The following is a 24,921-nucleotide window of genomic DNA, read 5'->3' as shown; positions in this document are numbered from 1 at the left end:
CGTTCAGCCGATCGCGGCCCGCAGGCTCGGTGAGAAGGGTGGCAGGGCGGCCTGGGCCCGTGTCTTGAGCGCCTGCCGGTCCCTGCCTGCGCCTTCCTGTAGCGCTCGACGGAAGGGGGAATAGGTGAGCGCCCAGAACCGCAGCTCACGCCCGTATTCCGAGTCGAGCCGCACCGCCTTCTGTTCATCGACCCCAAGCGTGGTCGCGAGGCCTCTCAGGACGTCGGCTTGCGGGAGGCCGCTGAAGGTGGCGGCCACGGTGTCCGAGGACTCCTGGCGGAGCGCCCTCGCGGTGAATGACTCCAGCTCCGTCACGTCCGGGAGCGCGGATTCGAGGCACGCCCTCGCGTTGACGAGGCCGGCGCCCCACGCGAGCTGGCTTTGAGGCCAGCTGTCACAGGTGGCGCGCAGCACGTGGCGGAAGACCTGCGCGAGCGTTGGCCCTCCCTGGTACTTCGCGAGCAGGTTGTCCCGGCCATGGTGCGCCAGCCAGAGCGCGGCGATTCCCGCGACAGTCGCGGTCGCATACGACGTTCCACTGCTCTGCCCGACCTTGTCGGCAGGCTGCGCCACCCAGACGTTCTCACCCGGGCCGGTGGCGTCGACCGCCTTGCCCCAGGCGGAGAAGGCCCAGGGTTGTGCGCTCGCGTTGCACGCGGCCATCGCGACGACTTCGTCATACGCGCCCGGCCAGACGACGATGGGGCCCGTGTAGTTGCCCGCGGCGGCGATGACGATGATGTTCTCACGCACCGCCTGCTGGATGATCCGGTGCAGTCCCGCGTTGGGCAGCCACCCGAGGCTGATGCTGATGACATGGACCCGCCGCTGGATGGCGAACCCGATGGAGTCGCGCAGCCGGTCGACGCCCACGTTGAACAGCACGGGCGAGGGGACGAAGAGCGTGGGCTTCGCGACGCGCAGCGGGACGACCTCGGCCTTCGGCGCGACTCCATTCACGAACAGCTCCGGTCCGTCCACGCTCGGTCCGTTGTACGGGCTCGACATGACGCTCGCGGTGCCGAGCCCATGGCCTCCACCGGGATTCTCCGTCGTGGGGTCATCGTCGATGAAGTCCCAGCCAAGCCTTGGCGTGAAGTTCGGTCCCAGCTCGGGGCTGGGCAGGTAGCCGCTGTCCGGATGGCCGATGAGGATGCCCTCGCCCTGGCTCGCGCCGCCGGACAGCTTCCACGCCTCGTCCGCCTTCACGAAGCGCGGGCTCCAATCGCAATCGTTCTCGTTGAACGTCTCAGGCCCAGGCTCCGCGCTCTGCGCCTTGAGGAGCGTGGGCGCAGTGTCCGTGACGGAGGTGTGTTCCGCGTAGACCGCCTCGAAAGCCGGATCCGCATCCTCCACGCTCGGGTCCGCCTGGAGGCGGCGCGCCAGCTCCCACGCCTGCGCCGGTTCGACGGTGCCGGTAGGGAGGAGGTCGAACGAGCGGCCGGTGGGCTCGAACGGCACCGGGCGGATGATCCATGGCTCCGCCCCTACGAGCGCGGCCACGGTCTTCTCCAGGGTGGCCCGGTCGAAGCCCTCACGGAGGAGGACGTCGAGCGTGCGGAGCTTCGAGGACTCGAACTGCTCGGGCGGCGCCATGGGCGCACCTGTACCCCTGGGACTTCGTGGAGGGATACGGGCCCCCAGGGCGGTGGGTGTGTCGGTTAGACTCCCGCGCCGTGCGCTACGAGCTTCACGACAGCCGCGTCCTCACCTGGTCCCTGGAGACGCACGTCACCACGCACTGCAACCTGCGCTGTGCACAGTGTTGCCCGCTGTCGCCGCACCTGCCCGCGTGGGCGGTGTCCCCCCAGGCTCTGGCGGAGGACCTGCGCCGGCTCTCGCGCGTGCTCAAGCCCAACGTCTTCAAGCTGACCGGCGGTGAGCCCTTCCTCCATCCGGACCTGCCCGCCGTGCTGGACGTGGTGCGCGCCTCCGGGCTCACCGAACAGGTGTCCGTCACCACCAACGGCTTCCTCGCCCAGAGTGCCACCGACGCCGTGTACGAACGGCTCGACCGGATGACGCTGTCGTTCTACACGTCCGCGCCCCTGCCCGAACGCTCCATCGCCCGCATCACCGAGCGCTGCGACCAGCACGGCGTCCACCTCACGGTGAAGGCCATCGACCGCTTCCAGCGCATCACCCCGGACGCCCCACTCACGTCCGACGCGGAGGTGCGGGACGTCTTCGACAAGTGCTGGCTCAAGCAGCGCTGCCACCTGGTCCACCAGGGCCGCTTCTACACCTGCACCCGGCCGCCCCACGTCGCCACCGTCTTCGCCGCGGAGCATCCGCACCTGCCCGCGCTCGTCGAACACGACGGCGTGCCGCTCGACGACCCGGACCTGCTCACGCGCCTGCTGGGCTACCTGGAACGGGACACGCCGCTCGCCACGTGCCGCCATTGCCTGGGCTCCAGCGGCCCCTGGGAACCCCACGCGCAGCTGCCGCGCGCTCGCGCCGCTTCCTGATCAGGGCGCCGGAACGCCTACGTCCGCCGACGGTGCGGGCAGCGGCAGCTCCACCGTGAAGACGGAGCCCTGGCCCAGGAGGCTCTCCACGCGCACCGTGCCGCCCATGGCCTCCACCAGCGTGCGGGTGATGTAGAGGCCCAGACCCAGGCCGCCGTAGTGCCGGTCACTCACCGCTCGCTCGAAGCGGCCGAAGAGGCGCGGAAGGGACTCCTCCGAGATGCCGATGCCCTGGTCCCGCACCGTCAGCGCCGCCTTGCCGTCACGCGTCTCCAGGCGGACCTGGATGGGGCGCCCCCGGCCGTACTTGATGGCGTTGTCCACCAGGTTCACCACCACCTGCTCCAGTCGCGGCCGGTCCCACACCCCCATCGTCACGGTGTCCGTGCACTCCAGCTGGAGCACGGAGCCGGAGCGCGCGGCGGGGCCCTCGTAGACGGCCACCACGTCGCGCACCAGCTCCGCCAGGTCCATGGGCACGCACTCCAGCGACAGCCGCCCGGCCGCGATGCGCGACACGTCCAGCAGGTCGTTCACCAGCTCCGCCAGCTTCTTCATCTGCCGCGAGCCCACATCCAGGTAGCGCTCCACCAGCTCTCGCGGCACCGGGCCCGGGTGGCGCTCCATCTCGCGCCGCAGCGCCTGGAGCTTGAGGTTGAGCGGCGTGAGCGGCGTCTTCAGCTCATGGCTCGCGATGGACAGGAACTCGTCGCGCAGGCGCACCGCTTCGCGTGCCTCGCGGTACAGCCTCGCGTTCTCCATGGAGAGCGCGGCGCGGTTGGCCAGCTCCTGGAGGAAGGGCAGGTCCGCGGTCGTGTAGCGCCGGCCGGAGCGGTGCGTGGTGACGAAGCTGAGCAGCCCCAGCGAACGCTCCCCGGCCACCAGCGGCACCACCACCAGCGAGCGGACGCGCAGCTCCTTCAGCAGCGCGATGCGCTCGGGATCACTCGTGAACCGCGGCAGGAGGTCGTCGGTGAAGTTCTCGATGAAGAAGGGCTGCCCGTGATGAAGCGACCCGGGGCCGGCCATCTTGGGGAGGCCTGACACGTACGTCGTGCGGGACCGCAGCGGCTCCGCGAGCGACTCCGGCTCCGTGGCCGAGTGCTCCACCTCCATGCGCTGGAAGGTGCCGTCGTCCAACGCGCTGTCGATGAGGCACCAGTCCGCCAGCGTGGGGACCGCCAGGCGCACCACGTTGCGCAGCGTGGCCTTGTAGTCCAGCGACGTGGCCAGGAAGGAGCTGGCCCCGGCCAGCAGCCGCAGGTGCTCCTCGTTGTGCGACAGCTCTCGCGCCAGCCGCTCCGCCCGGGAGCGGGCGCGCACCACGTCCGTCACGTCGAAGCCGAAGCCCGCGATGCCGTCCACCTGCCCGTTCGTGTCGTGCGTGGGCGTGTACGTGACGTCGAAGATGTACTCCCGGAGGGTGCCATCCAGCTGGGGCAGCTTGAGGGACACCTCCCGGCCCACGAAGGGCTCTCCCGTCGTGTAGACGTGGTCGAGGATGCGGGCCACGCGCTCCGCTTCCTCCTTCGGCCCCACCTCGCGCGCGGGCAGGCCCAACAGCCTCGGAGGGTTGCCGAGCATCGCGGAGTTGAGGGGGTTGGACAGCTCGAAGACGTGCTGGGGCCCGCGGAAGATGACCAGGTGCGCGGGCGCGTGCATGAACAGTTCGTGCAGGCGCGCGCGTTCGTACTCGGCGGCGGCGCGGGAGGTGCGCTCGCGCTCCAGCAGGTCCGCGCGCTCCTCGTTGGCCCGGCGCAGGCGCACGTTGAGCAACGTGACGAACATCGACAGCGCGAGGAAGACGCTCAGCGCGATGAGGTTGCCGGGGTGGATCATCCAGTTCCCCAGCGGGGACAGGAAGAAGTAGTCCACCGTCACCAGCGAGAGGGCCGTCGCGAGCAGCCCCGGCCCCCAGCCTCCCCACCAGCCCGCGAACGCGACGGCGGCGAAGAAGGACAGGAACGGGGCGCTGGACATGTAGGGCCACAGCAGCCGCTGGGCGAAGTACGCCACCACGACGGCCGCCACCGCCAGCCCGTAGTTCAGCAACTCGGAGCCCCCCTCCTTGCGGAACGGCTCCGGCGCGCGCGGAGGCGGGGAGGAGGGAGGCACCGGCGGATACCGCGGGGCGGACGGAGCGGGCGCGGTCATGGATGCGCGGGGCGGACGGGCCTGGGGCCCGCCGTCAGCGTGTCTCCTTCCGGGCGTCGGTCTGGAGGAAGCCCTGCATGGCGGTGGGGTAGCGCTCGCCCGCGGCCACGCCCGGCGGCGCGATGGACTCGATGGCCGCCAGGTCCTCCTGTGTGAGCTTCACGTCCAGGGCACCCAGGTTGTCGTCCAGGTACTTGCGGCGCTTGGTGCCGGGGATGGGCACCACGTCCTCGCCGCGCGACAGCACCCAGGCGAGCGCGAGCTGCGCGGGCGTGCACCGCTTCTGGCTGGCGAGCCGGTCGATGTGCTCCACCAGCTTGAGGTTGCGCTGGAAGTTCTCCCCCTGGAAGCGGGGTGAGTGGCGGCGGTAGTCGTCTTCCGGCAGGTCCTCGAAGCGCTTGAACTGGCCGGTGAGGAAGCCGCGGCCCAGCGGGCTGTAGGGGACGAAGCCCACGCCCAGTTCGCGGCACGTCTGGAGCACGCCGTCCTCCGGGTCCCGGCTCCACAGCGAGTACTCCGACTGGAGCGCGGTGATGGGATGCACGGCGCACGCGCGGCGCAGCGTCTCCGAGTTCACCTCCGACAGCCCCAGGAAGCGCACCTTGCCGGCCTTCACCAGCTCCGCCATCGCGCCCACGGTGTCCTCGATGGGCGTCTTCGGGTCCACCCGGTGCAGGTAGTAGAGGTCGATGACGTCCATTCCCAGGCGCTTCAGGCTCGCGTCGCACGCCTGCTTCACGTAGTCCGGCCGGCCGTTGACGCCGCGCGACTGGGGATTCGCCGGGTCGCGCACCAGGCCGAACTTCGTGGCCAGGACGATTTTCTGACGGTGGGGGCCCAGCACGCGGCCCACCAGCTCCTCGTTGCGGCCGGGCCCGTAGGCGTCCGCCGTGTCGAAGAAGGTGAGGCCCCGCTCCAGCGCGTGGAGCAGCGTGGCCTCCGACTCCGCGTCGTCGCGGCCCGCGTAGAAGTCCGACATGCCCATGCAGCCCAGGCCCAGCGCCGAAACGGTGAGGCCCTGCCTGCCCAGCTTCCGAGTCTCCATGTGTCCTCCGTGCGGGTGCACCCTCCCTGGGACAATCTTCACGCGAGGCGCGGGAATCCAGGGCAAACGACCAGGCGAAGGCCTGGCTCATCCCGGAAGCGGCAGCTCGCAACGGAAGGGGAGCGGCTTGGCGGCCGGTGCCAGCCCTTGCGCCCCGCGCGCCTCCACCACCGGCATCGTCCATCCCAGGTTGCGTAGCGCGGCGGTGAGCCGTTCGCACAGCGCCGCCACGCTGTCCTCGGGGGCGCCTGAGAGCTCCAGCGTGAAGCGCTCCCGTGTCACCTGCGTCAGCCGGAACGCGCGCAGCGGGTGGTGCTTGAACACCCACGCCAGCGACCACGCGTCCACCGTGCGGCCAGAAGGCGTGTGGAACGCGCAGGCCCCGCGTCCGCCGAAGCCCGTAAGCGTCCAGCCGTGGAAGCCGCAGGAACATGCGTTGCGCCGCACGGTGCCCGTGTCCCCGGGCCGGTAGCGCAACAGCGGCAGCACGCTGGGGCGCAGCCGCGTCACCACCACCTCGTCCCCATCCGGCTCCAGCCAGACGTCCGGCGTGAGCACGTGGAAGCGGCCCCGGTTCGTGTCCTCCAGGCACTCCCACGCGAGCGGCCCCGTCTCCGTGGCGGCGTAGTAGTCGAGGACCGGCACGCCGCGCTCCTGCTTCCAGGCGTCGCGCAGCGCGTGCGGCAGGTGCTGCGCGGAGGTGAGCACCAGCAAGGGGGACGGCACCTCCGGATGCGCGAGCAGCCAGCGCAACCCCTCCGGGTCGGAGAAGACGACGGAGGCCTTCACCCGTTGCAGACGCGCCACCGCGTCGTCGCGCAGCACGGAGACGCGGTGCAGGGCGCCGTCGTGGAACAGCGGCAGGCGCACCGAGTACTCCAGCCCGCCCGGCAGCGCATCCAGCAGCACCACGCGCGGACGCGGCGGGGGCACGGTGTTGGTGCGCTCGGTGAAGAAGCGCAGCACGGCCCACATGAGCAGGCAGTCGCGCCGGTCGCGCAGCACGTTCACCGGGTCCCCGGTGGTGCCGGAGCTCTTCACCACCACGCACTCGTCGGACGCGGCGGGCAGCGTGGGCACGTCCTCCCAGTGGCGCGCGAGCGTGGCGCGGTCCAGCGCGGGGAAGTGCCGCAGGTCCTCCAGACGCCGCAGGTCGCCCGGGTGCAGGCCCGACTCGCGCAGCACGCGCACGTAGTAGGGCGAGCCCCGGAGCGCTTCGCGGAGGGCCGGCAGGCGCGCCTCCAGCTCCGCGCGGGCGGCGGCTTCGTCCACCGTGGCCGCGCCGCGCGCCAGGCCCGCCGCCACGTCCAGCGCCCACGGCAGGTGCGGGCGCTGCGTGTGGCTGTCGCGGCGGATCCGGGCCCTGGGCGCGACCCCGAGCGTCACTCGCGCCAGCCCCGGGCCTCGGCGTCCTTGCGTGCTGCCTCCTGGAGCATCTCCTGGCGCCGGTCCGCCTCCTTCTTGCGCGCCTCCTCCACCTTGCGCAGGTCCGTCACGGCCTGCCGGTAGTCCAGGTCCTTGAGGTGGCGCTTCGACTCGGCCTCCGTCTCGCCTTCGATGTCCGCGCCCAAGGCAGCCAGCCACTTGCGCAGGAACTCCTCCTGGCGGAAGGCGTTGGAGCGGATCATCTCCGCGGTGAGGGGATGCACCTCCTCGAAGAACTGCTGCAAGCGCGCCTGCGGGGTGCGGTCCGCGGTGAGGTAGAGCACCGTCTTCTTGCGCAGGTCGGACGACACCAGCACGTGCGCGAGCATGCCCACCTGCTCCTGGAACAGCGGGTTCTTCACCCGCTGCTCCAGCTTCGCCCACTCGGCTTGGGACGGGGGGCGCTGGCTGGCCAGACGGAAGGTGTCGCAGACGATGGCCACCGCCAGGTCATGCGGATACGGCGACACGATGGGCGTGGCCGCCAGCTGCTCACGGAGGTGGGGAATCGAAACGGCCATCATTTCTCCAACAGGGCATCGGCCAGTGCCGCGGCGGCACGGCCAAAGTCAGACATCCATTGCACGGTCGCCAGCCGGAAGCGCGGGCTTCCCAGCACCGGCGCCAGCACCTGCCGCGCGGGGGCGTCGTCCGGCAGCGCGAGGAAGGCCACCACGCGGCGCGACCGGTTCATCCCGCGGGCGAACCGCGGCAGCGCGCCCTCCTGCCGCATGTTGTACAGGAAGTCGCTGTCGGAGATGACGACGCGCAGCGCGTCCGGCCGCTCCTCGGACAGCTGCTCCATCACCTCCACCGGGAACCACGTCCCTCCACCGATGTAGTGGAAGAAGAAGTCGCGCGCCGTCTCCTCGTCGTACATCCACGGGGATACGATGGGGTTGTCCGCCGAATAGATGATGCCGCGCACCGTGGCGCCCTTGCGCAGCGCGGAGGCCGACAGCACCTGCGCGGCCAGCGTCATCGCGTTGAGGTCCTGCTGCGGGTTGGGCATGGAGCCGCTGGTGTCCAGATAGATTTCCAGCGCGGGCACGCCCAGGTCGGACGGCGGTGGCAGGTCCGCCTCCAGCTCGCGGCGCAGCGGGGCCACGGCGGCCAGGTGACCCTGCGAAATCACCGTGAGCGTCCAGTCGATGGTGGACGGGTCGTCGCCGTACTCCCACGCCTCCGGAATCGTGCGCAGGTAGGGCTCCGGCTTCGAGGCCGAAGCGGGCAGCTTGAGGATGTACTGGTCCACGAGCCGCCGGTAGTACCGGGCCACCAGCGCGCGCCGCAGCCTGCCGCCGTCGTTGCCGGGCAGGTGCGCCGTCACGCGGCGGATGGTGTCCAGCGGGTCCGACTCCTTCGTGTCGTGCGAGTCGTCCAGCCAGCCATTGGCGCGCGCCTCGTCCAGCGCGTCCTCCCACCGGCCGCCGGACTGCACCGCCGCGTCCAGGTCGCCTTCGTCCGGAGTGCCGAGGTCGCCGGCCAGCGGGATGCAGAAGCCCACCTCGGAGGGCATGTCGATGAAGCGGATGAACGCGGCGCAGAAGTAGAGGAATTGCAGGCGCGGGTCGGGCAGCGCGTAGAACGTCTGCACGAACATGCGCGCCTGCGCGCGGAAGCCCGGGTAGGCCTCCTCCAGCTTCGGCAGCAGGGCCTCGGGCACCAGGTGTCCGGGCTCCCTGCGCCACAGCTCCTCGTAGATGGCCAGATAGAAGCAGAACAGCGGGGACGGCCCGCCCGTGTCGCCGTCCTCCTTCTTCTTCTTGTTCTTCTTGCGCCCGTCGGGCGTGCGCAGGAAGCCCCGGTACACCTGACACAGCGCTTCCGCGTGGGTGCGCCCCACGAACTCGTTCACCTGGAGGTCGAAGAACAGGTTGGTGAGCGACTGGCCCAGGCCCGGAATGAGGCGCTGCTCCAGCACTCGCAGCTCCGCGTCCCACCCCAGCGTGTGGGGGAAGCGCACGTGGTGGCCGATTTCATGGGCCAGCACGGCGGTGAGGCTGTCGCGCGCGCCCATGCGGACGAGCAGGTCGAAGTGGACGAACACCTGCCGGCGCACCAGGTCGATGTACGCGAGCGGTTCGTCCGGCGTGGCCTCACCGGGCCGGAAGGGCTGGTGCGGTTCGGGCGGGCTCAACTGCACGTGCACGTCCCACAGCGCCAGCGCGTCGCGCCAGCACCGCTCCACCTCCTCCGGGGTGAAGGCCGCGCCCGCGCTCATGCCGGCAGGATGACCGCCAGCCACTGGGACGTGTGCATCGTGGCCACCGCGCGCCACTCGTTGTGCTGGGTGCTGTACCAGTCCCCCGCGCGAGGGTCGCGCTGCGCCAGCGAGGTGAGCGCCTTGGAGGGCTTGCCCGTCGCGGGCTCCAGCCGCTCGTTGCAGCCCATGGGCCCCAGCAGCATGGGCTTCTTCACCAGCCACACGCCTTGCGTGGCGGCGTCGCGTCCACCGGCGGCGGTGGCGCGGTGCCGGTCGTGCACGCAGACGACGGCGGGCGCCAGGAAGTGCATCTCCCCGGGCATGAAGCGCGCGTCCTCCTGGGACAGGTCCACCCACTGCGCGGTGGACGTGTCGCCCAGCGCCTGGGTCGGTGGCTCCATCGCCTCGTTGGCGATGGTGTGCAGGTGGCCCTCCAGGTCCTCCAGCGAGGACAGGTTCGCGCCCAGGCGGCAGAACAGCCGCTGCACCCACGGCGGCGCGGACTCCAGGTTCTCGCTGAGGTTCCACACGCGCGCGAGCGCCGGGGCCTGCTCCTCCTGACGCAGGTTCGGCAACAGGCGCGGTAGCAGGTCCCGCCACGCGAGCGTGAAGAAGTTCTCCCGCCCGGCGGACCCCGGATACATGTAGCCCAGCCCGATGCCCTCCGCGCCCAGGCGCATGTAGTTGCGCAGGAGCTCCTCTCCGGACGCGGCGTCACCGCTCGCGAGCCCCCGGCCCAAGCGGACCACCGGGCCGTTGAGGAACGCGCTCCACAGCGCGCGGTCCCAGCGCACGAACCGGCCGCGGGCTTCCTTCTCCAGGTCGTCGACGAACTCGCTCATGGCTGTTTCCCCTGACCGCCCGGGTTCTCCTTCAGCCACGTCGCGTAGTTGCGGTAGCGGCTGTAGAGGGACTTCAAGTGGATGAGGTCCTCGTACACCGGACCGGACAACTCCTGGCGGGTCATCAGGTCATTCATCAGCGCGGTGACGGTGGACAGGCGCTTCTCCGTGGTGCGCAGGTCCACGCCGGAGAGGCCCAGGTCCAGTTCGGTGCGCAAAGCGGCGACCTTCTGGCGCACGGGCGCGTGCGTGCCGTAGCGGGCCATGGCCATGTCGAACATGTTGCGGATCCACGCCACGCGGTCCTGGAGCAGCAGCTTGTTGCCCTTCGCCTCGAAGAAGGGGCTGCGCGCGTTGGGGGTGAGCTTCTCGTGCAGCACCCAGGGGATGATCTGCCGGAAGTCCTCCAGCTCCGTCACGCGGTGGCCCCGGAAGAACGCGAGCGCCTTCGCGAAGTGGAGGATGGTCTGGTACGCGCGCACGCTGGTGCCGTTCTCCGTCTGCGTGCAGAGGTGCACCTTCTTGTCCAAGGGGCACTGCTCGTTGCACACGGCGGACACGGTCTGTCCCGCGAGCTTCAGCGTGTCCTTGTGCTTGAACTCGAAGCGCGGGGACGCCATGCGGCAGAAGTCCAGCTGGCCCAGGAAGAAGGCCACGCGCTCCAGCACGCCCTTGGGCACCTCCACGGCGAGGATGGAGTCGTAGGCCTTCTCCAACTCGCCGGGCGTGAAGACGATGTCCTTGGGGAGCAGCTCCTCCGGAGACTTGTCGGACTCGATGCGCTGGAGCAGCGTGTCCACGAAGCCGGAGTTGAAGGGCACGGCGCGCACGACGACGTCCAGGCGGTCCTTGAGCGCTTCGATGACCTGGAAGGTGCCGCCGCCCTGGTCGTCGTTGGCGGTGAGGAACCAGGACGAGCGGCCGGTGTAGATGTACTGGTCCATCATCTCCGCGTAGCCCTCGCCCAGGAGCGACAGCAGGGCGGACTGGGTCTTCGTGGGGATGCGGTTGTACTCGTCGATGATCTTCACGCGCTGGCCAATCCACTTGCGCCAGCTGACCTTCACGGCGGACAGGTCCTCCGCCTTGAGCATGTCCGAGGGCAGGGGCGCGCCGAGCAGGTCCGCGATGGACAGCTGCGGGTGGCCGCGCTGGATGCCCCGGTGGACGTCCTCGCGGCCCATGCCGGAGAGCAGGGCCATGAGGATGGCGGAGGTTGTCTTTCCGCGGCCCGGGCCACCCACGAGCAGGGCGCGGCGGCAGGTGAAGAGGGTGAGCAGCGGGATGAGGACGAAGGAGCTGTAGCTCATGTCCTCCGGGAGGTGGACCTCGTCCCCGGCGGTGTTCTTGAGGGCGGCGGTGCCGCCGAACTCGATGTCGTAGTAGGGGCAGATGACGGCGTTGTTGGTGATCCACCAATACGCCTGCCGCATCTTGTCGTGGAGGCTGCCGCCGTCGCGCTCGGAGAGGTGGACGCTGAGGCCCTTGTCCGCCGACGCACGCCCGGTGAGCAGGCGCGAGACCCAATCCTGGTTGGCCATGGAGGGTGGGGAGTGTAGCAGCGGGAGAGCGGGGGCGGGTGTGAGCTGGATGGGTGTACCCCCACCATCCAGGCTTCCGGAAGTGGGCGGCATGGACGGGATGCGCTAAGTGTCGGCGCATGCTCCGAGAGCTTCACCTTCAGGGGGTCGGCCCCGCGCCTCGCCTGGACGTCGAGTTCGCACCCCGGCTGAACGTCCTGACGGGTGACAACGGGTTGGGCAAGAGCTTCCTGCTCGATGTGGCGTGGTGGAGCCTGACCGGGACCTGGCCGGGTCTGCCCGCGTGGCCTCATCGCGGCGCTCGGCGTCGTCGGATTGACTGGACCCTGACGGGCAAGGCGCGGCGGGCATCGAACAAGACGAGCGACTTCGACCCGGAACGGCAGCTGTGGCCCTGGCCCGAAGGGCGCCCGAGCATGCCGGGCCTGACCGTCTATGCGCGCGTCGACGGAAGCTTCTCCGTCTGGGACCCCGCACGGAACTACTGGCACAAGACGTCGCGCGCGGATCCGGATGCGCCTCGAAGGCCGGACGCCTTCCACTTCTCGCCCCAGGACCTCTGGGATGGCCTGAAGTACGAGGGGACGACGGTCTGTAACGGGCTCGTCCGGGACTGGTTGACCTGGCAGTTGCAGGATGATGGTTCCGCGCAGTCACCGTTCCAGATGTTGAAGCGGGCGCTGGAACAGCTGTCCCCTCGCGACGAGCCCATCCGCCCCGGGCGGCCCATGCGGTTGGCCATCGAGGACGTCCAGAACTACCCGACCCTCGACATGCCGTACGGCACCATTCCAGTGGTGCATGCCTCCGCGGGAATGCGCCGCATCCTGGGCCTGGCCTACCTCGTCGTCTGGGCGTGGCATGAACATCTCCAGGCCTCGGAGTTCCTCGGGCAGGCGCCGGATCCCCGGTTCATCCTGTTGGTGGATGAAGTGGAGACCCACCTCCATCCGCTGTGGCAGCGCCGCATCGTCGGATCGCTCATCCAGGTCATCGACGGCCTCGCGAGCGAGACGTCCGTCCAGACGTTCCTGACGACCCACTCCCCGTTGGTGCTGGCCTCCCTGGAGCCATTCTTCGACGAGGAGCAGGATGCTCTCTTCCTCTTCCAGCTCGAAAAAGAGCAGGTGCGCCTGCGGCATCTCCCCTGGGCGAAGCAGGGAGATGCGAACGACTGGCTGACGTCGCCTGTCATGGGGCTGGCCCAGGCGCGTGCCTGGGAGGCTGAACGCGCGGTGGAAGCCGCCGAGGCCTACATGCGAGGCGAGCGTGAGGGTTTGGGCACGCTGAAGGAAATCGACGCTGAACTGCGACGCCTGCTCCCGGAGCAGGATCCGTTCTGGCCCCGGTGGGTCGTCGCTCGCGATGGGGGAGGCGGCCGTGATCCGGTGCGTTCCAGGAAGCGAGCCTGAGGACTTCGACTCGAGGGTGAGAACGCCCGGACGCGGGTGGCTGCGCCGCAATCCGGAGTCCCCCAGCCGGCCGCCCGCGTACTGGCGGCGTTGCAATGCTCAACTCGCGGAGGCCTTCTTCGAGCGCTGTGCCTACACCGCGATGTATCTGGGCGCGCCAGGGACCGTCGATCACTTCATCCCCCTCGATGAAGATCGGCGGCTCGCCTACGAATGGACCAACTTCCGGTACTCCGCCGGATGGCTCAACAGCCGTAAACAGGCGCTTGTCTCCGAGCGCCTGATGGATCCCTTCGAAATCGAGGATGGTTGGTTCGCGCTCCTACTCCCATCGCTTCAACTCCAGGTCACGGAACGCTGCCCGCCGCAACTGCGAGAGCGGGCGGTTGAGACGTTGCGCCTCCTGGGGCTGGACCACGATGAGCGGGTGGTCCGGTATCGGAGGCAGTGGCTGGAGGAGTACGAGCGGCGGCGTGTGACGCTGGACTATCTGGAGGACAAGGCTCCGCTCGTGGCCCGCGCGGTGCGTGAGTGGGAGTCGCGCGAAGGCCGGCAGTGGTCCGCGGGCAGCAGCCAGATGGACCTGGCTCGTGCGGAAGCGTCGCCTGCCCCGAGAAAGCGGGCGTCTCGGTCCGGGGTCAGAAAGAAGAAGTCATGATGCTGCCTCACCTGGAAGTGATTCACGGCACTGTCGAGGGGATTGACCCTGGCGTGTCGAACACGCCGACGATCCAGCTTGCCCCGCGGGAGGGCGCGACTCTCGCGGTGACCGCCACGGCGGAGCAGGTGGAGCAGGCCGCTCACCTGCGAGAGGTCTCCGCGATGGTCGTCATGGGACCCACCCCTCGGCTCGTCTGGATTCGCGAGCAGGGCGCCGACGTGCCGGTTCCAAGCGCGGAGGAGCGTGACGCGCACGCCCTGCGGAAGTGGAGTGAACTGCTGCGGAGGCTGGCCCAATGAGCGACGCGCAGCCGTATGACCGGTTCTGCGGCCTGACCCGGCTCCAGGAGCTGCAGGCCAAGGGCATCGCCGCGCATGGCGGCAGGGGAGGGGTCCGTGATGCCCTGGGCCCTGGCGCGACCCTGGGAGCGGCCTGGACCGCGGAGGAGTACAGCGCCCCGCCGGAAGCGGTCCCGGGGCTGATGTTCGCCGTCTACCTGCTCTTCTACATCGCGACGAAGCAGGTCTTCGTGGACGGGAACAAGCGCATCTCCTGGCTCGCCATGTGCGAGGCCCTGGCGTGCATGGGCCTGGAGGTGGACGCTACGATCGATGAAGCGGAGACGCTGGTGATGGCCATCTCCAACAACCAGTTCAAGGACGTCGAGCCGGTATACCTCTGGGTCGTCGAACACCTGCGCGAGCTTCGCGTCGGCGCTTGAGGTCGGCATAGGCCGTGGGCATGGCATCCCTTCGTGGTTGTTGCTCCCTGCTGGCCCTGGGCCTGCTTCTCACCAGCACGGCCTGCCGGCGTTCCGAGGAGGAACAGGAGGCCATCCGGAAGCGTATCGACGCGCGGGTCCATGTGGCCGCGAACCAGGTCTGGGAGGGGCAGCTGTCCCAGGCCCAGACGCAGCTCGCCGCCATCCTCAAGGAGGCGCCCCAGCATCCTGGCGCGCTGATGGTCCAGACCTGTCTGCAACTGGAGCAGGGCGCCGAGGATGAGGCAGCCCGGACCGCGAGCCGCTTCCTGGAGACGGGCCCCGACAAACCGGACGCCATCATGCTCGTGGCGCTCGTCGAGCAGCGGCGCCGGACGCCCAAGCCCGGGTGGACCAAGGCGCTGAGCCAGGCGTGGAAGATCGCGGGACGCCCTTCCTTCGAGGACACCCGCTGGTATCCGGAGGTCGTCATGGACGCGAAGGATGCCGTCTCCGACGTGTGGGCTCGGACCGAGTCCGTGGAGTCGCGCCTCGTTGCCGTCCTGGCGGATGGCAAGGCCTCGGAGGCCCAGCAGCAGTGGCTGGTGGAGCATGTGTCCGAGATGAAGGAGCTGGATCTGCTCCTCTCCGCCCACGAGTATTTCAGTCATGCCGACGGACTGTCCGCGGACCAACGGAGACAAGCGCGCGAGGTGGTGCGACTCAAGCTCGAGGCGCACGGCGCTGGGGCGAGCGAGTCCCGCATCCCGCTGCTCCTGTTGATGGCGGATGTCTCGAAAGAGACGCCGCTCACCCACGAGGACATCGTGGCGGTGGATCGGATCGCCAGCTTGAAGCGCTATGGGAACGCTCCGCTGTCCCAGCTGTATGTGGATGCGGAGCGGCGCCTGGCGGCCACGGGCGCTTCCTCGCGAGCCGACAAGACCTTCATGGTGGCGGTCGCGAACCTGGTCGTGGATCCCTCCTCGGTGCTCACCCAACGGGCCGCGGCGACGAAGGACCGGCTCACCCCGGAGGACCAGGACCGACTGGGGAAGGCGTTGCTCACGTTGGGAGCGCGCATTCGGACAGGGGACACAGTGCTGGAGCGCTTCGTGGGCACGCGCATGATGGAGCAGGGCGCGGTCCTGGTGGGGAACGAGATGATGCGCGCCCAACTGGCCGAGGCCCTTGAGTCGATGCGCCCGGTCCTTCAATCCGCCCGGCAGATGCAGAGTGGAAGTTGGCCCCTGCCCACGCTCCAGCGCGAGTGGCTACAGGCCCAGGTCCAGAACGAGTGGGCTTTCTTGAGCAACATCGTCGCGCCTTGAGCACCCATCACCGGGCAAGCATCCGCCGGAGCCTGTCTGGAGACCCGCTAGGATGATGGGATGAAGCGGACTCCCTCGCGACTCCTGGCGTCGCTGTTCCTGGGCGGGTGGCTCTGTGCCTGCGCGTCCGTGCCGAAATCCTCCGCCACCCCGCGCGAACCTGTCGCCACGCGGCTCCAGCGGGCGGTGGACCACGCCTGGGCGAAGAAGCTGGACCTGGCACACGCGGAGATCGACGGAGTCCTGGAGGAGGAGCCGCTGTCCCGGTCGGCGTGGATCGTCCGGGCGTGTCTGTTCCTGCAAGCGGGGAAGCTGGATGCGGCGGCTCGGGTGGTGGAGCGCTTGCGTGAGCTGGCGCCCGGGGACCCGGAGCCGCGCGTGCTCGCGGCCCTCATCGACCAGCGCCGTCTTCAGCCGAAGGGGAGCTGGCTGGATGCCATGCGGCAGGCGTGGTTCGACGCGGGACGTCCCAGCTTCCACCACCATGACGACCGCACGGAGCTCGTCCCGGAGATGCAGAACGTCGTCGCCATCGTCTGGGCACGGACCGAGGACGTGGAGGACCGGTTCATCGCCATGCTGACGGGCTCGGTGTCCGAGGCGCAGGAACAGTGGATGATGGACCACCTCTCCGGACTGCGGAACCCGGTCCTGAGGCTCGCCGCGTTCGAATACTTCCACCGGAGCATCGGCCCGCGTGTGGTGGCGCAGGCGCGCAAGCGGGGGCGGGACCTCCTGCGGCCGGAGATGGTGGCGCTGGCCTCCCGGTCGGACCATTCCGACCTGCCGCTGTTGCTGCTGTTGGGCGAGACCTCCGAGCAGGCGCCGCTCACGCAGGACGAACTGCGGGAGCTGGAGCGGATCGCGGAGCTGCCCCAATACCGGGCGACGCGCATGGCCGGGCTGGGCGATAGCGCCCAGTGGCGCCTGGAGTCGCAAGGGGTCCGCTATCCCGATTGGCCGTTCTACTGGGCGGCCATGGGGACGCGGCTCCTGCACGGTCCCAGGCAGCTGCTGTCACGGCTGGAGGTGACGAAGGAGCGGCTGACGCCCGAGGAGCGGCTCCGGCTGGGGCATGCGCTGTGGAAGCTGGGCGGACACTTCCGGGAGGGCTCCACGACCTGGGAGGTCTGGAAGGGCTCCGAGTTGATGGAGCAGGGCGCCCAGTTGAAGGGAGACGAAGCCGGGCGCGCGTGGGCGGCGGCGGAGGTCAAACGCGACGAGCACGCGGTCATGACCTTCGACCAGTTCCGGTTCGAGCTGTGGCCCCTCCCGACCTTCCAGCGCGAGTGGGTGGAAGCGAGCCTGTATGACGAACAGCGGCTCGCGGAATCGTTCCTCGCACCTTGAGCGCTTAGAGCGTCACCAGCCCCATCCGCGCCGCGCGCACCACCGCCTCCGTGCGGCGCTGCACGCCCAGCTTGGCCAGCACCGCGTTCACATGAAACTTGGCGGTGTGCTCGCTGATGGCCAGCCGGTCCGCGATGGCCTTGTTCGACAGGCCCTCCGCCAGCAGCCCCAGCACCTCGCGCTCGCGCGGCGTCAGCGTGTCCGGGCCCGGGGCTCCCGTGGGCGCCGTGCTCCTGGGGGCGGCGCGCACGTGGGACAGGCCCGGCTCGAACACCGTGAGGCCTCGCGCGACCGCGTGCAGCGCGGCGCCCAGCATCCCCGGCGCCACGTCGCGGAACAGCAGGCCCTTCGCGCCCGCGCCCAGCGCCAACTCCCCCGCCGCCTCGTCCGCCACCAGCGCCAGCACCGGCGCGCCCAGGTCCGGCGCCGCGCCTTCCTCCAGCCGCAGGCCCGTGTCCCAGAGCACCACGTCGGGCGGCTCACCCCGCGCTGCCTCCAGCTCCTCCTGTGTGCCCGCCGCCACCACCGTCCAGGCCTCCGCTTGGTCGCTCAGCGCCCGTGCGAGCGCACCCCGGGCCAGGGGGTCCTCCGACACGAGCGCGAGCCTGGGCGATGACGAGGGCGCATCCAACATGAGCCCCTCATCCCTAACCGCGCCCGCCGCGTTCGCCACACCGCACGGCGCAGGACGCCTTTGCTTCCCTCTGGGCCGCGCCCCTGTGAAGAATCGTGAAGTCCTCCCGGGAGGGGTACGCAATGACGGTTCGGACGACGCGGTGGTGGGTGGCGGGGCTGCTCTTCGTGGCGAGCGCCCAGGCCGCCACGTCCCCCTTCACGAAGCGCGGCGATGAAATCGTCAACCTCGTGCGCACCCGCTACGTCGACGCGGCGAAGGGCGCCGCCTGGGCCGATGCGCACCAGGGCTACGCCGCCGACGCGAAGGACGTGGAGGACTTCACCCGGCGCACGAACGCGGCGCTCGCGGAGCTGAAGACCTCCCACACGGCCTACTACCCGAAGGAGAGCCCCGGCCACGCGGAGGTGACCTCCATCTTCCAGACCTTCCTCAAGAAGGAGGACATCGCGGCCACCGGCATCGGCGTGGACGTGCGGGAGACTCCGGAAGGCTTCTTCGTCCGCCACGTCTTCGCGGACGGCCCCGGCTCGAAGGCGGGTCTGCTGCGCGGGGACCGGCTCGTCACCGTGGAGGGCAAGCCCTTCCACCCCTGGTACGCCTTCACGAACCGCGCGGGCAAGGCCACGCGCCTCACCGTGGAGCGCGTGAAGGGCGCCGCGCCCCTGTCACTCACCGTCACGCCCCGTCGCATGAACCCGCGCAAGGAATGGCTCGCGGTCCAGAAGGCCAGTGGGCAGGTTGTGGAGCGCCAGGGCCGCCGCGTCGCCTACCAACACGTCTATGCGTGCGCGGGCGACGAGTACCAGCAGGCCTTGGAGGAGGCGCTCCAGGACACCTTCGCGGACGCGGACGCGCTCGTCATCGACTTCCGCGACGGCTGGGGCGGATGCAGCCCGGCCTTCATCAACCTCTTCAACCCCCAGGTCTCCCTCCTCGTCAACACCGGCCGCGATGGCAAGATGCGTCCCTACGCGCTGTCCTGGCGCAAGCCGGTGGTGCTGCTCGTCAACGGCAACTCGCGCAGCGGCAAGGAGCTGGTGGCCTTCGCGATGAAGCGCCACCGGCTGGCGACGCTCGTGGGCGAGCGGACCGCGGGCGCGGTGCTGGCCGGCGGGCCGCAGGAGCTGTCCAACGGGGACCTGCTCTACCTCGCCGTCATGGACGTGACCGTGGACGGCGAGCGGCTGGAGGGCGTGGGTGTCCCCGTGGACGTGGAGGTCCCGGACGCGCTGCCGTACGCGGCCGGCGACGACCCGCAGAAGGAGCGGGCGCTGGACGTGGCCGCCTCCCAGGTGAAGGGCTGAAGGCCTTCAGCGCAGCGTGACGCCGTGCCCCAGCGCGTCCGGGTCCAGGGTCAGCCGCGAGCCCTCGTACCGGCCGCCGCCCTGGAACGGGTGGTTCGCGATGAACAGCGGCGTGTCCAGGTCCGCGTAGCTGAAGCCGCCCAGCCCCGCCGCCAGGTGCGCGGACGCGGTCATCGCGAGCACGCTCTCCACCATGCCGCCCACCATCAGCTCCAGCCCCGCCGCTCGGGCGAGGCTCCACATCGTCACCGCGTCCACCATCCCGCACTTCATCGTCTTGATGTTGATGCCGTGGCACGCGTTCTCACGGATGAGCCGCAGCACGTCCTTCACCGAGCGCGCCGACTCGTCCGCGCACACGGAGACCCGCGAGCGGCGCGTCACCTCCGCGAGCCCCGCGACGTCGGCCACCGGCTGCTCGAACAGCGACAGCGGCACCTCCGCGCGCTCCAGCTCCTTGAGGAACGCCAGCGCCTCCGCCACGTCATAGCCCCCGTTCGCGTCCGCGATGAGCCGCGCCTTCGGGGCCTCCTGGTGGATGGCCACGAGCCGCGCCGCGTCCGCGTCCGGGTCCAGCGCGCCGACCTTCACCTTCACCGTGTCGATGCCCCGCCCCAGGATGGCTCGCGTCGACGCCACCGCGTGCGTCACGTCTCCGGCGGTGACCGTCATGTCGATGTCCAGCGACGTCCCCGCCCCGCCGAAGAAGGCGTACATCGGGATGCGGTGGTGCCGCGTGAGCGCGTCCAGGAGCGCGATCTCCACGCCACACCGCGCGGCCGGCGCCAGCGCCAGCGCATCCCCCAGCGCCTCCGACGCCGGCCGCCACTCCTGGGCGTCGCGGCCCACGAGCAGCTCGCGCACCGGCTCCAAGGAAGCGAGCGTGCTGACCTGCGTCTCTCCGCTTACCGCGGTGAAGGGCGCCGCCTCGCCCAACCCCACGGTGCCGTCCGCGAGCGTCACGCGCACGAGCACGTTCTCCGCCGCCAGCTGCGCGCCGGTGGCGATGGCGAAGGGCTCCGTCAGGGACAGGTGCAGCGGTTCGAACGCGACGTGCGTGATGAGGGTAGGGCGCATGGGCAGGCACGAGTGTGGCCGACGTTCCGGTCCAGAGGGGAGTCTTTCCTTTCCTTCCGGCTTTCACTCTCACGTGTCTGTAATTCGAGAAGGTTAAGAAAGATACGAAGACTGGGGCTGGCTTGAGCCGCCGTGCGATTCGTGGCGACATGCGGGCTTCCCGGGGGTTGGGCGGTACCTGGGCCGCGAGGAGCCGGATGTCCGCGACCGATACGACCGTGGCCCTTCCGCTCCCGGATGCATTCCTGGCCGCGTTGGAAGAGGCCGAGCGCGAGCACCCCGAGGCGTGCATGGTGCTGCGCGCCGTGCGCTCGCCGGGCGGCGCCATCCTGGACTTCGAGTGGCTGTGGGCGAACCCCGCCGCGGCGCGTGCGCTGGGCCGGGGGCCGGAGTACCTGCGCGGCCGGCGCCTGGGCGAGGTGTCCGCGAAGGGGGGCATCGCCGGCCGCCTGGACCTGTTGCGCCAGGTGGTGGAGTCCGGCCGGCCGCACGCGGACCACTTCACCGAAGGGGAGGTGCTGCTGCAGGGCACGGCGGTGCCGCTGCGGGACGGGGTGCTGTTACGCCTCCGTGACATCACCAGCGCCCAGCGGGTGGAGGAGGGGCTGCGCGAGACGCTGGACTGGGTGCGCGACGTGCTGGAGAGCATGCCGGACGCCTTCTTCACCGTGGACACGGACTGGCGCCTCACCTACGTGAACCGCAACGCCGCCGCGCTCACCGGCCGCCCCCAGGAGGAGCTCTTCCGCCGCGTGCTATGGGAGGCGTGCCCGGAGCTGTGCGGCACCCCGTTCGAGCGCACGATGCGCGAGGTGGCCGCCGAGGAGAGCTACCGCCTCTTCGAGCTGCGCACCGGCAGGGACCGCTGGCACGAGGTGCACGCCTGGTCCAGCGGCCGCAACATCTCCACCTACGCGCGCGACATCACCGACAAGAAGCGCGTGCAGGCGGAGCGCGACGCGCTGCTCACCCGCGAGCACTCCGGCCGCCTGGAGGCGGAGGCCCTGGCCCAGCGCCGCACGCACGAGCTGATGGCCGCGCGCGAGCGGCTGGTGCAGTCGGAGAAGCTGGCCATGGCGGGCCAGCTGGCAGCGGGCGTGGGCCACGAAATCAACAACCCCCTGTCCTACGTCGCCGGCAACCTCCAGTTCGCGGTGGAGCAGCTCACGCCGCTCGCCCGTCGCCCGGAGCTCCAGGACGCGGTGGGCGAGGCGCTGGAGGCGCTGCGCGAGGCGAAGGAGGGCGCGGAGCGGATCCGCGTCATCGTGCGCGACCTGCAGACCTTCGCCCGCGCGGACGAGCTGCGCCTGGGGCCCGTGGACGTGCACACGGCGCTGGAGTTCGGCATCTCCATGGCGATGACCCACCTGCGAAGCCGCGCCCAGGTGGAGCGCCACTACGGCCAGGTGCCGCCCGCGCTGGCGCACGAGGCGCGCCTGGGGCAGGTGTTCCTCCACCTGCTCATCAACGCCGCGCACGCCATCCCCGCCGGCGCCTTCGACCGGCACAGCGTGACGCTCACCACCCGCCGCGAGGGCGCGTGGGTGCTGGCGGAGGTGTCCGACACCGGCCTGGGCATGACGCCGGAGGTGCTCCAGCGCGCCTTCGAGCCGTTCTTCACCACGCGCCCCGTGGGGGAGGGCAGCGGCCTGGGGCTGTCCATCTGCCTGGGGCTCGTGCGCAGCATGCACGGCGAATTGACGGCCACCAGCATCCCCGGCCTGGGCAGCACCTTCCAGGTGCGGCTGCCCGTCTCGGAGCCCATCGTGCACCCGGGCGTCCCCGCGGTGCGCACGGACGACGGGCCCTTGCGCAAGCGCGTGCTGGTGGTGGACGACGAGCCGCAGCTCACCTCGGTGCTCCGGCGCATCCTCGGCCGGCAGCATGACGTGGTGGTGGCGCACAGCGGCCGGGAGGCGCTGACGCTGCTGGAGCAGGACGACGCCTTCGACCGCGTCTTCTGCGACCTGATGATGGCGGACCTCACCGGCATGGACGTGCACGCGGAGCTGTCGCGGCGCCGGCCGGAGCTCCTGTCGCGCTTCGTGTTCATGACGGGCGGCAGCTTCACGGAGCGCGCCCGCGCCTTCCTCCAGGCCGTGCCGCTGCCGCGCATCGAGAAGCCCTTCGAGCCGGGCCTCCTGCACTCGCTGGTGGAGTCCTCGCCGCCGCGCGCCGGTCAGCGCGGCGGCGAGAGTGGGGGCGCTACAGCTTCACCTCGTCGCGCTCCGGGCGGGTGATGAACGCGGTGCTCGGGTTCGCGGGGTCGGCCAGCCGCTTCAGCAGGCTGTCCATGCCGTTGGAGCGCGCGAAGGCCATCTCGTTCTTCGTCACGCCCACCAGCGTGAGCAGCTCCACCTGGCCGCTGGGCAGGGTGAAGTGGCTGGGGCGGTTGGCGTCCTTCACGAACACGAAGCCGGCGAGCTTCGTTTCACTGCCGGTGAGCGTGCCGTCCACCGGGTAGCGGTGGCCCATGGCGAACAGCCGCGCGCACACGAGGTTGTAGGCCATCATGTCCAGGAGGCGCAGCACCGGCCAGCGCTCCTCCTCGGGCGTGTGGATGACCATCTCGTAGCCCAGGCCGCTCCTGGCGTCGTCCGCCAGGTCCTCGCCGGGGGCCACCGTGAAGGGGTTGGACAGGCCGCTGGTCACGTAGGTCCAGTACGGGTGCTCCGGACTGGGAGGCGCCACGCGCACGCCCATGGGCAGCCAGTTCGGATCCATCTCCGTGCCCTGGGCCAGCTCGCTCTCCAGCCACCCCTCCAGCACGCCGGTGCCCTCCAGGAGGTCTACCTCCTCACGGATGGCGCCGAACAGCTTGGGGTACTCCACCTCGTCGCGGTCCGCCCAGCAGTCTTCGTACCACTGGATGAAGTCTTCCTCTGTCTCCGGGACTTTCATGAGGGCGGACTCTAGAGGTTCACCCCGATTTCACAACTTGAACCGAGCGCGGATGCCCACCGGCCGGTGGGCTGGCGGACAGACGTTCAGGTTTTCAGGTTCCGGTGGACCCTCTGGCTCCGGTTGACCCAGGGGTTCCCCACGGTTTGAGGCCGCAGATGCGCTCCGCCTCTTCCACGGCGGGTGCCAGCCGCGCGTGCTCCATGCGCAGGAAGCTCCGCACGGCCTTGTCCAGGCGTTTGTCGAAAATCAGGTGGGCGCTGTGCACGGCGGTGGGCTCGAAGCCGCGAGACACCTTGTGTTCGCCGCCGGCACCGGGCTCGAAGACCTTGCGGCCCGAGCGGATGCAGTCGTCCACGGAGTGATACAGGCAGACGTTGAAGTGCAGGAAGGGGTGCTCCTCCGTGCAGCCCCAGTAGCGGCCGTAGAGCCGCTCCGGCGTGGCCAGGTTGAAGGCCCCGGCGATGACCTGCCCGTCCTTCACCGCCTCCACCATCTCCACGGCGTCGGGCAGGTCGCGGAAGACGCGCTCGAAGAAGCCCGGGGTGAGCTGCACCTGGCCCCAGGCGTGGCGCTCGCAGGTGGACGTGTAGAAGGTATAGGCGCGTTGGGCGTGCTCTTGCGTCAGGTCCGCGCCGCGCACGGTGCGCACCTGGATGCCCTGCGTGGCCGCGGCGGCGCGCTCGCGCTTGAGCTGGTTGCGGCGCTTGGAGTCGAAGCGGGCCAGGTAGTCTTCGTAGCCCTGGTAGCCCGGGTTCTTCCAATGGAACTGGAGGGTAATCCGGCGCGCGAGCCCGGCCTCCTCCAGGAAGTCCGCCTCTTCATCCGTGGGGTAGAGCACGTGCACGCCGGAGCAGTCCTGCGCCTGCGCGGTCTCCACGGCGGCCTGGAGGAGCGCTCGGCGCAGAAGCGCGGCGTCTTCTCCGGGGGCGGTGAGGAAGCGCGGCACGGTGGCGGGGGACAGGGGGCCGCCCACGAGCAGCTTCGGGTAGTACTCCACGCCCAGCTGGGCGGCGGCGTTGGCCCAGCCGAAGTCGTAGATGTACTCGCCCATGCTGTGGAACTTGAGGTAGGCGGGCGCGGCGGCGACCAGCTTCTTGCCCCGCCACAGTGTCAGGTGGTGCGGGGCCCAGCCGGTGTCCTCGGTGGCGCTGCCGCTCTCCTCCATGGCGGACAGCCACGCGTGGCGCACGAAGGGGGGCGCGCCGTCGGCGACCAGGGCATCCCATTGGGCGGCCGGGACATCGCGGATGGCATCGAGAATGCGGACCTTGAGCGGGGTGTCGGCGGGCACGGGAGCAGTCTTAACGCGGGCCTGTTCCCTTCGCTCCCGTTCGTCCCGCTGGAGGGCATCCGGGCGAGGGGGCCCGGGGCCGCTCAGGAGGCCTTCTTGCGGGGCGGCGCCTTGGTGCGGGCGCTCATCACGCGGGCCACGTTGTCCTCGATCCAGGTGGTCAGCGCCTCCACGTGGACGGCCACCTCTTCGCCCAGGGGCGTGAGGCTGTAGTCCACGTGGGGGGGAATCACGGGGTGGGCTTCCCGGTGCACGAAGCCGTCCTGTTCCAGGGCCTGGAGCGTCTGGGCGAGCATCTTCTCGCTCACCCCGCCCACCTTGCGGCGCAGCTCGCTGAAGCGGTGGGTGCCTTCCTCCTTGAGCGCGACGAGCACCAGCACGCCCCACTGGCTGGTGACGTGCTCCAGGACGCCGCGCGAGGGACACGCCGCCGCGTACAGGTCCCCGCGCTGCTTCACCTTCTCCAGCAATGGACTGCCCTTGCTTGCCTTCATGATGGGACACTTACCACGAGGTGCGTACTTACGAAAAGTGAGTACCCCCGTTACGGTAAGCCCCAGTTCGATTTCG

General features: G+C 70.2%; 22 protein-coding genes. 9 read left to right on the top strand and 13 right to left on the bottom strand.

Translation table 11 applies throughout. The features are described 5' to 3' along the window. Nucleotides 1-3: 3 nt before the first annotated feature. Nucleotides 4-1,596: a S8 family serine peptidase gene (locus D7Y21_RS13080; RefSeq protein ID WP_120565333.1), complete on the bottom strand. Its 1,593-nt coding sequence runs from the start codon at nt 1,594-1,596 to the stop codon at nt 4-6. 80 nt (nt 1,597-1,676) lie between these two features. On the opposite strand from D7Y21_RS13080, the gene D7Y21_RS13075 reads away from it, so the two are divergent. Beyond that, the gene (locus tag D7Y21_RS13075; protein ID WP_121713475.1) at nt 1,677-2,471 is read left to right on the top strand and encodes a radical SAM protein; all 795 of its coding nucleotides are present in this window, start codon (nt 1,677-1,679) and stop codon (nt 2,469-2,471) included. On the opposite strand, the gene D7Y21_RS13070 is transcribed toward D7Y21_RS13075, so the two are convergent. The 7 genes from D7Y21_RS13070 to D7Y21_RS13040 form a co-directional block, all read right to left on the bottom strand. Next, nucleotides 2,472-4,586, bottom strand: coding sequence for an ATP-binding protein (locus D7Y21_RS13070; protein WP_233591753.1), 2,115 nt, complete (start codon nt 4,584-4,586; stop codon nt 2,472-2,474). A 73-nt stretch (nt 4,587-4,659) separates the two neighbouring features. After that, nucleotides 4,660-5,670 (bottom strand): aldo/keto reductase, encoded by a 1,011-nt coding sequence (locus tag D7Y21_RS13065; RefSeq protein ID WP_120565330.1) that lies wholly within the window; start codon nt 5,668-5,670, stop codon nt 4,660-4,662. Between the two features lie 87 nt (nt 5,671-5,757). Then, a complete protein-coding gene (locus D7Y21_RS13060; RefSeq protein ID WP_121713465.1) occupies nt 5,758-7,056 on the bottom strand; it encodes an AMP-binding protein in 1,299 nt (432 codons plus the stop codon). Next, entirely contained in the window at nt 7,053-7,619 is a 567-nt protein-coding gene (locus tag D7Y21_RS13055) for a hypothetical protein (RefSeq protein ID WP_233591752.1), read from the bottom strand. Before D7Y21_RS13055 ends, D7Y21_RS13060 begins: the two co-directional genes overlap by 4 nt. Further along, nucleotides 7,616-9,319, bottom strand: coding sequence for a M48 family metalloprotease (locus D7Y21_RS13050; RefSeq protein ID WP_121713463.1), 1,704 nt, complete (start codon nt 9,317-9,319; stop codon nt 7,616-7,618). The genes D7Y21_RS13055 and D7Y21_RS13050 overlap by 4 nt, the downstream gene beginning before the upstream one ends. Continuing rightward, nucleotides 9,316-10,143, bottom strand: coding sequence for a hypothetical protein (locus tag D7Y21_RS13045; protein WP_121713461.1), 828 nt, complete (start codon nt 10,141-10,143; stop codon nt 9,316-9,318). The genes D7Y21_RS13050 and D7Y21_RS13045 overlap by 4 nt, the downstream gene beginning before the upstream one ends. Beyond that, nucleotides 10,140-11,684 (bottom strand): MoxR family ATPase, encoded by a 1,545-nt coding sequence (locus D7Y21_RS13040; protein WP_120565325.1) that lies wholly within the window; start codon nt 11,682-11,684, stop codon nt 10,140-10,142. Before D7Y21_RS13040 ends, D7Y21_RS13045 begins: the two co-directional genes overlap by 4 nt. Before the next feature lie 119 nt (nt 11,685-11,803). Between D7Y21_RS13040 and D7Y21_RS13035 the strand changes: the two genes are divergently transcribed. The 6 genes from D7Y21_RS13035 to D7Y21_RS13010 are packed head-to-tail and all read left to right on the top strand — an operon-like array spanning nt 11,804 to nt 17,138. Next, nucleotides 11,804-13,096 (top strand): AAA family ATPase, encoded by a 1,293-nt coding sequence (locus D7Y21_RS13035; RefSeq protein WP_120565324.1) that lies wholly within the window; start codon nt 11,804-11,806, stop codon nt 13,094-13,096. A gap of 16 nt (nt 13,097-13,112) precedes the next feature. Then, nucleotides 13,113-13,754 carry a hypothetical protein gene (locus D7Y21_RS13030; RefSeq protein WP_199724537.1) on the top strand — a complete coding sequence of 214 codons (642 nt, stop codon included), beginning with the start codon at nt 13,113-13,115 and terminating at the stop codon, nt 13,752-13,754. Beyond that, entirely contained in the window at nt 13,751-14,056 is a 306-nt protein-coding gene (locus D7Y21_RS13025; protein WP_120565323.1) for a hypothetical protein, read from the top strand. The genes D7Y21_RS13030 and D7Y21_RS13025 overlap by 4 nt, the downstream gene beginning before the upstream one ends. Next, complete coding sequence (locus tag D7Y21_RS13020; protein ID WP_120565322.1) at nt 14,053-14,478, top strand: type II toxin-antitoxin system death-on-curing family toxin; 426 nt, start codon at nt 14,053-14,055, stop codon at nt 14,476-14,478. Before D7Y21_RS13025 ends, D7Y21_RS13020 begins: the two co-directional genes overlap by 4 nt. Before the next feature lie 20 nt (nt 14,479-14,498). Beyond that, nucleotides 14,499-15,788, top strand: coding sequence for a hypothetical protein (locus D7Y21_RS13015; RefSeq protein WP_121713459.1), 1,290 nt, complete (start codon nt 14,499-14,501; stop codon nt 15,786-15,788). Between the two features lie 60 nt (nt 15,789-15,848). After that, entirely contained in the window at nt 15,849-17,138 is a 1,290-nt protein-coding gene (locus tag D7Y21_RS13010) for a M48 family metallopeptidase (RefSeq protein WP_121713458.1), read from the top strand. 4 nt (nt 17,139-17,142) lie between these two features. On the opposite strand, the gene D7Y21_RS13005 is transcribed toward D7Y21_RS13010, so the two are convergent. Beyond that, complete coding sequence (locus D7Y21_RS13005) at nt 17,143-17,772, bottom strand: LuxR C-terminal-related transcriptional regulator (protein WP_120565319.1); 630 nt, start codon at nt 17,770-17,772, stop codon at nt 17,143-17,145. A 122-nt stretch (nt 17,773-17,894) separates the two neighbouring features. On the opposite strand from D7Y21_RS13005, the gene D7Y21_RS13000 reads away from it, so the two are divergent. Beyond that, nucleotides 17,895-19,079, top strand: coding sequence for a S41 family peptidase (locus D7Y21_RS13000; protein ID WP_121713456.1), 1,185 nt, complete (start codon nt 17,895-17,897; stop codon nt 19,077-19,079). Nucleotides 19,080-19,085: 6 nt separating this feature from the next. On the opposite strand, the gene D7Y21_RS12995 is transcribed toward D7Y21_RS13000, so the two are convergent. Next, nucleotides 19,086-20,156 (bottom strand): dipeptide epimerase, encoded by a 1,071-nt coding sequence (locus D7Y21_RS12995; RefSeq protein WP_120565317.1) that lies wholly within the window; start codon nt 20,154-20,156, stop codon nt 19,086-19,088. A gap of 197 nt (nt 20,157-20,353) precedes the next feature. On the opposite strand from D7Y21_RS12995, the gene D7Y21_RS12990 reads away from it, so the two are divergent. After that, nucleotides 20,354-22,396, top strand: a complete 2,043-nt coding sequence (locus D7Y21_RS12990) for an ATP-binding protein (protein ID WP_121713454.1) — start codon at nt 20,354-20,356, stop codon at nt 22,394-22,396. Here the strand turns inward: D7Y21_RS12990 and D7Y21_RS12985 are convergent. The 3 genes from D7Y21_RS12985 to D7Y21_RS12975 form a co-directional block, all read right to left on the bottom strand. Next, entirely contained in the window at nt 22,362-23,057 is a 696-nt protein-coding gene (locus D7Y21_RS12985) for a suppressor of fused domain protein (protein ID WP_120565315.1), read from the bottom strand. The two genes, D7Y21_RS12990 and D7Y21_RS12985, sit on opposite strands and share 35 nt — an antisense overlap. 94 nt (nt 23,058-23,151) lie before the next feature. Beyond that, a complete protein-coding gene (locus tag D7Y21_RS12980; RefSeq protein WP_121713452.1) occupies nt 23,152-24,351 on the bottom strand; it encodes a GNAT family N-acetyltransferase in 1,200 nt (399 codons plus the stop codon). Between the two features lie 83 nt (nt 24,352-24,434). Continuing rightward, complete coding sequence (locus D7Y21_RS12975; protein ID WP_014400500.1) at nt 24,435-24,845, bottom strand: helix-turn-helix domain-containing protein; 411 nt, start codon at nt 24,843-24,845, stop codon at nt 24,435-24,437. Between the last annotated feature and the right edge of the window lie 76 nt (nt 24,846-24,921).

This window comes from Corallococcus sp. AB045 (assembly GCF_003668895.1).
In the GTDB taxonomy this organism is placed as follows: domain Bacteria; phylum Myxococcota; class Myxococcia; order Myxococcales; family Myxococcaceae; genus Corallococcus; species Corallococcus coralloides.
This window is presented reverse-complemented; position numbering and strand designations above follow the sequence as displayed.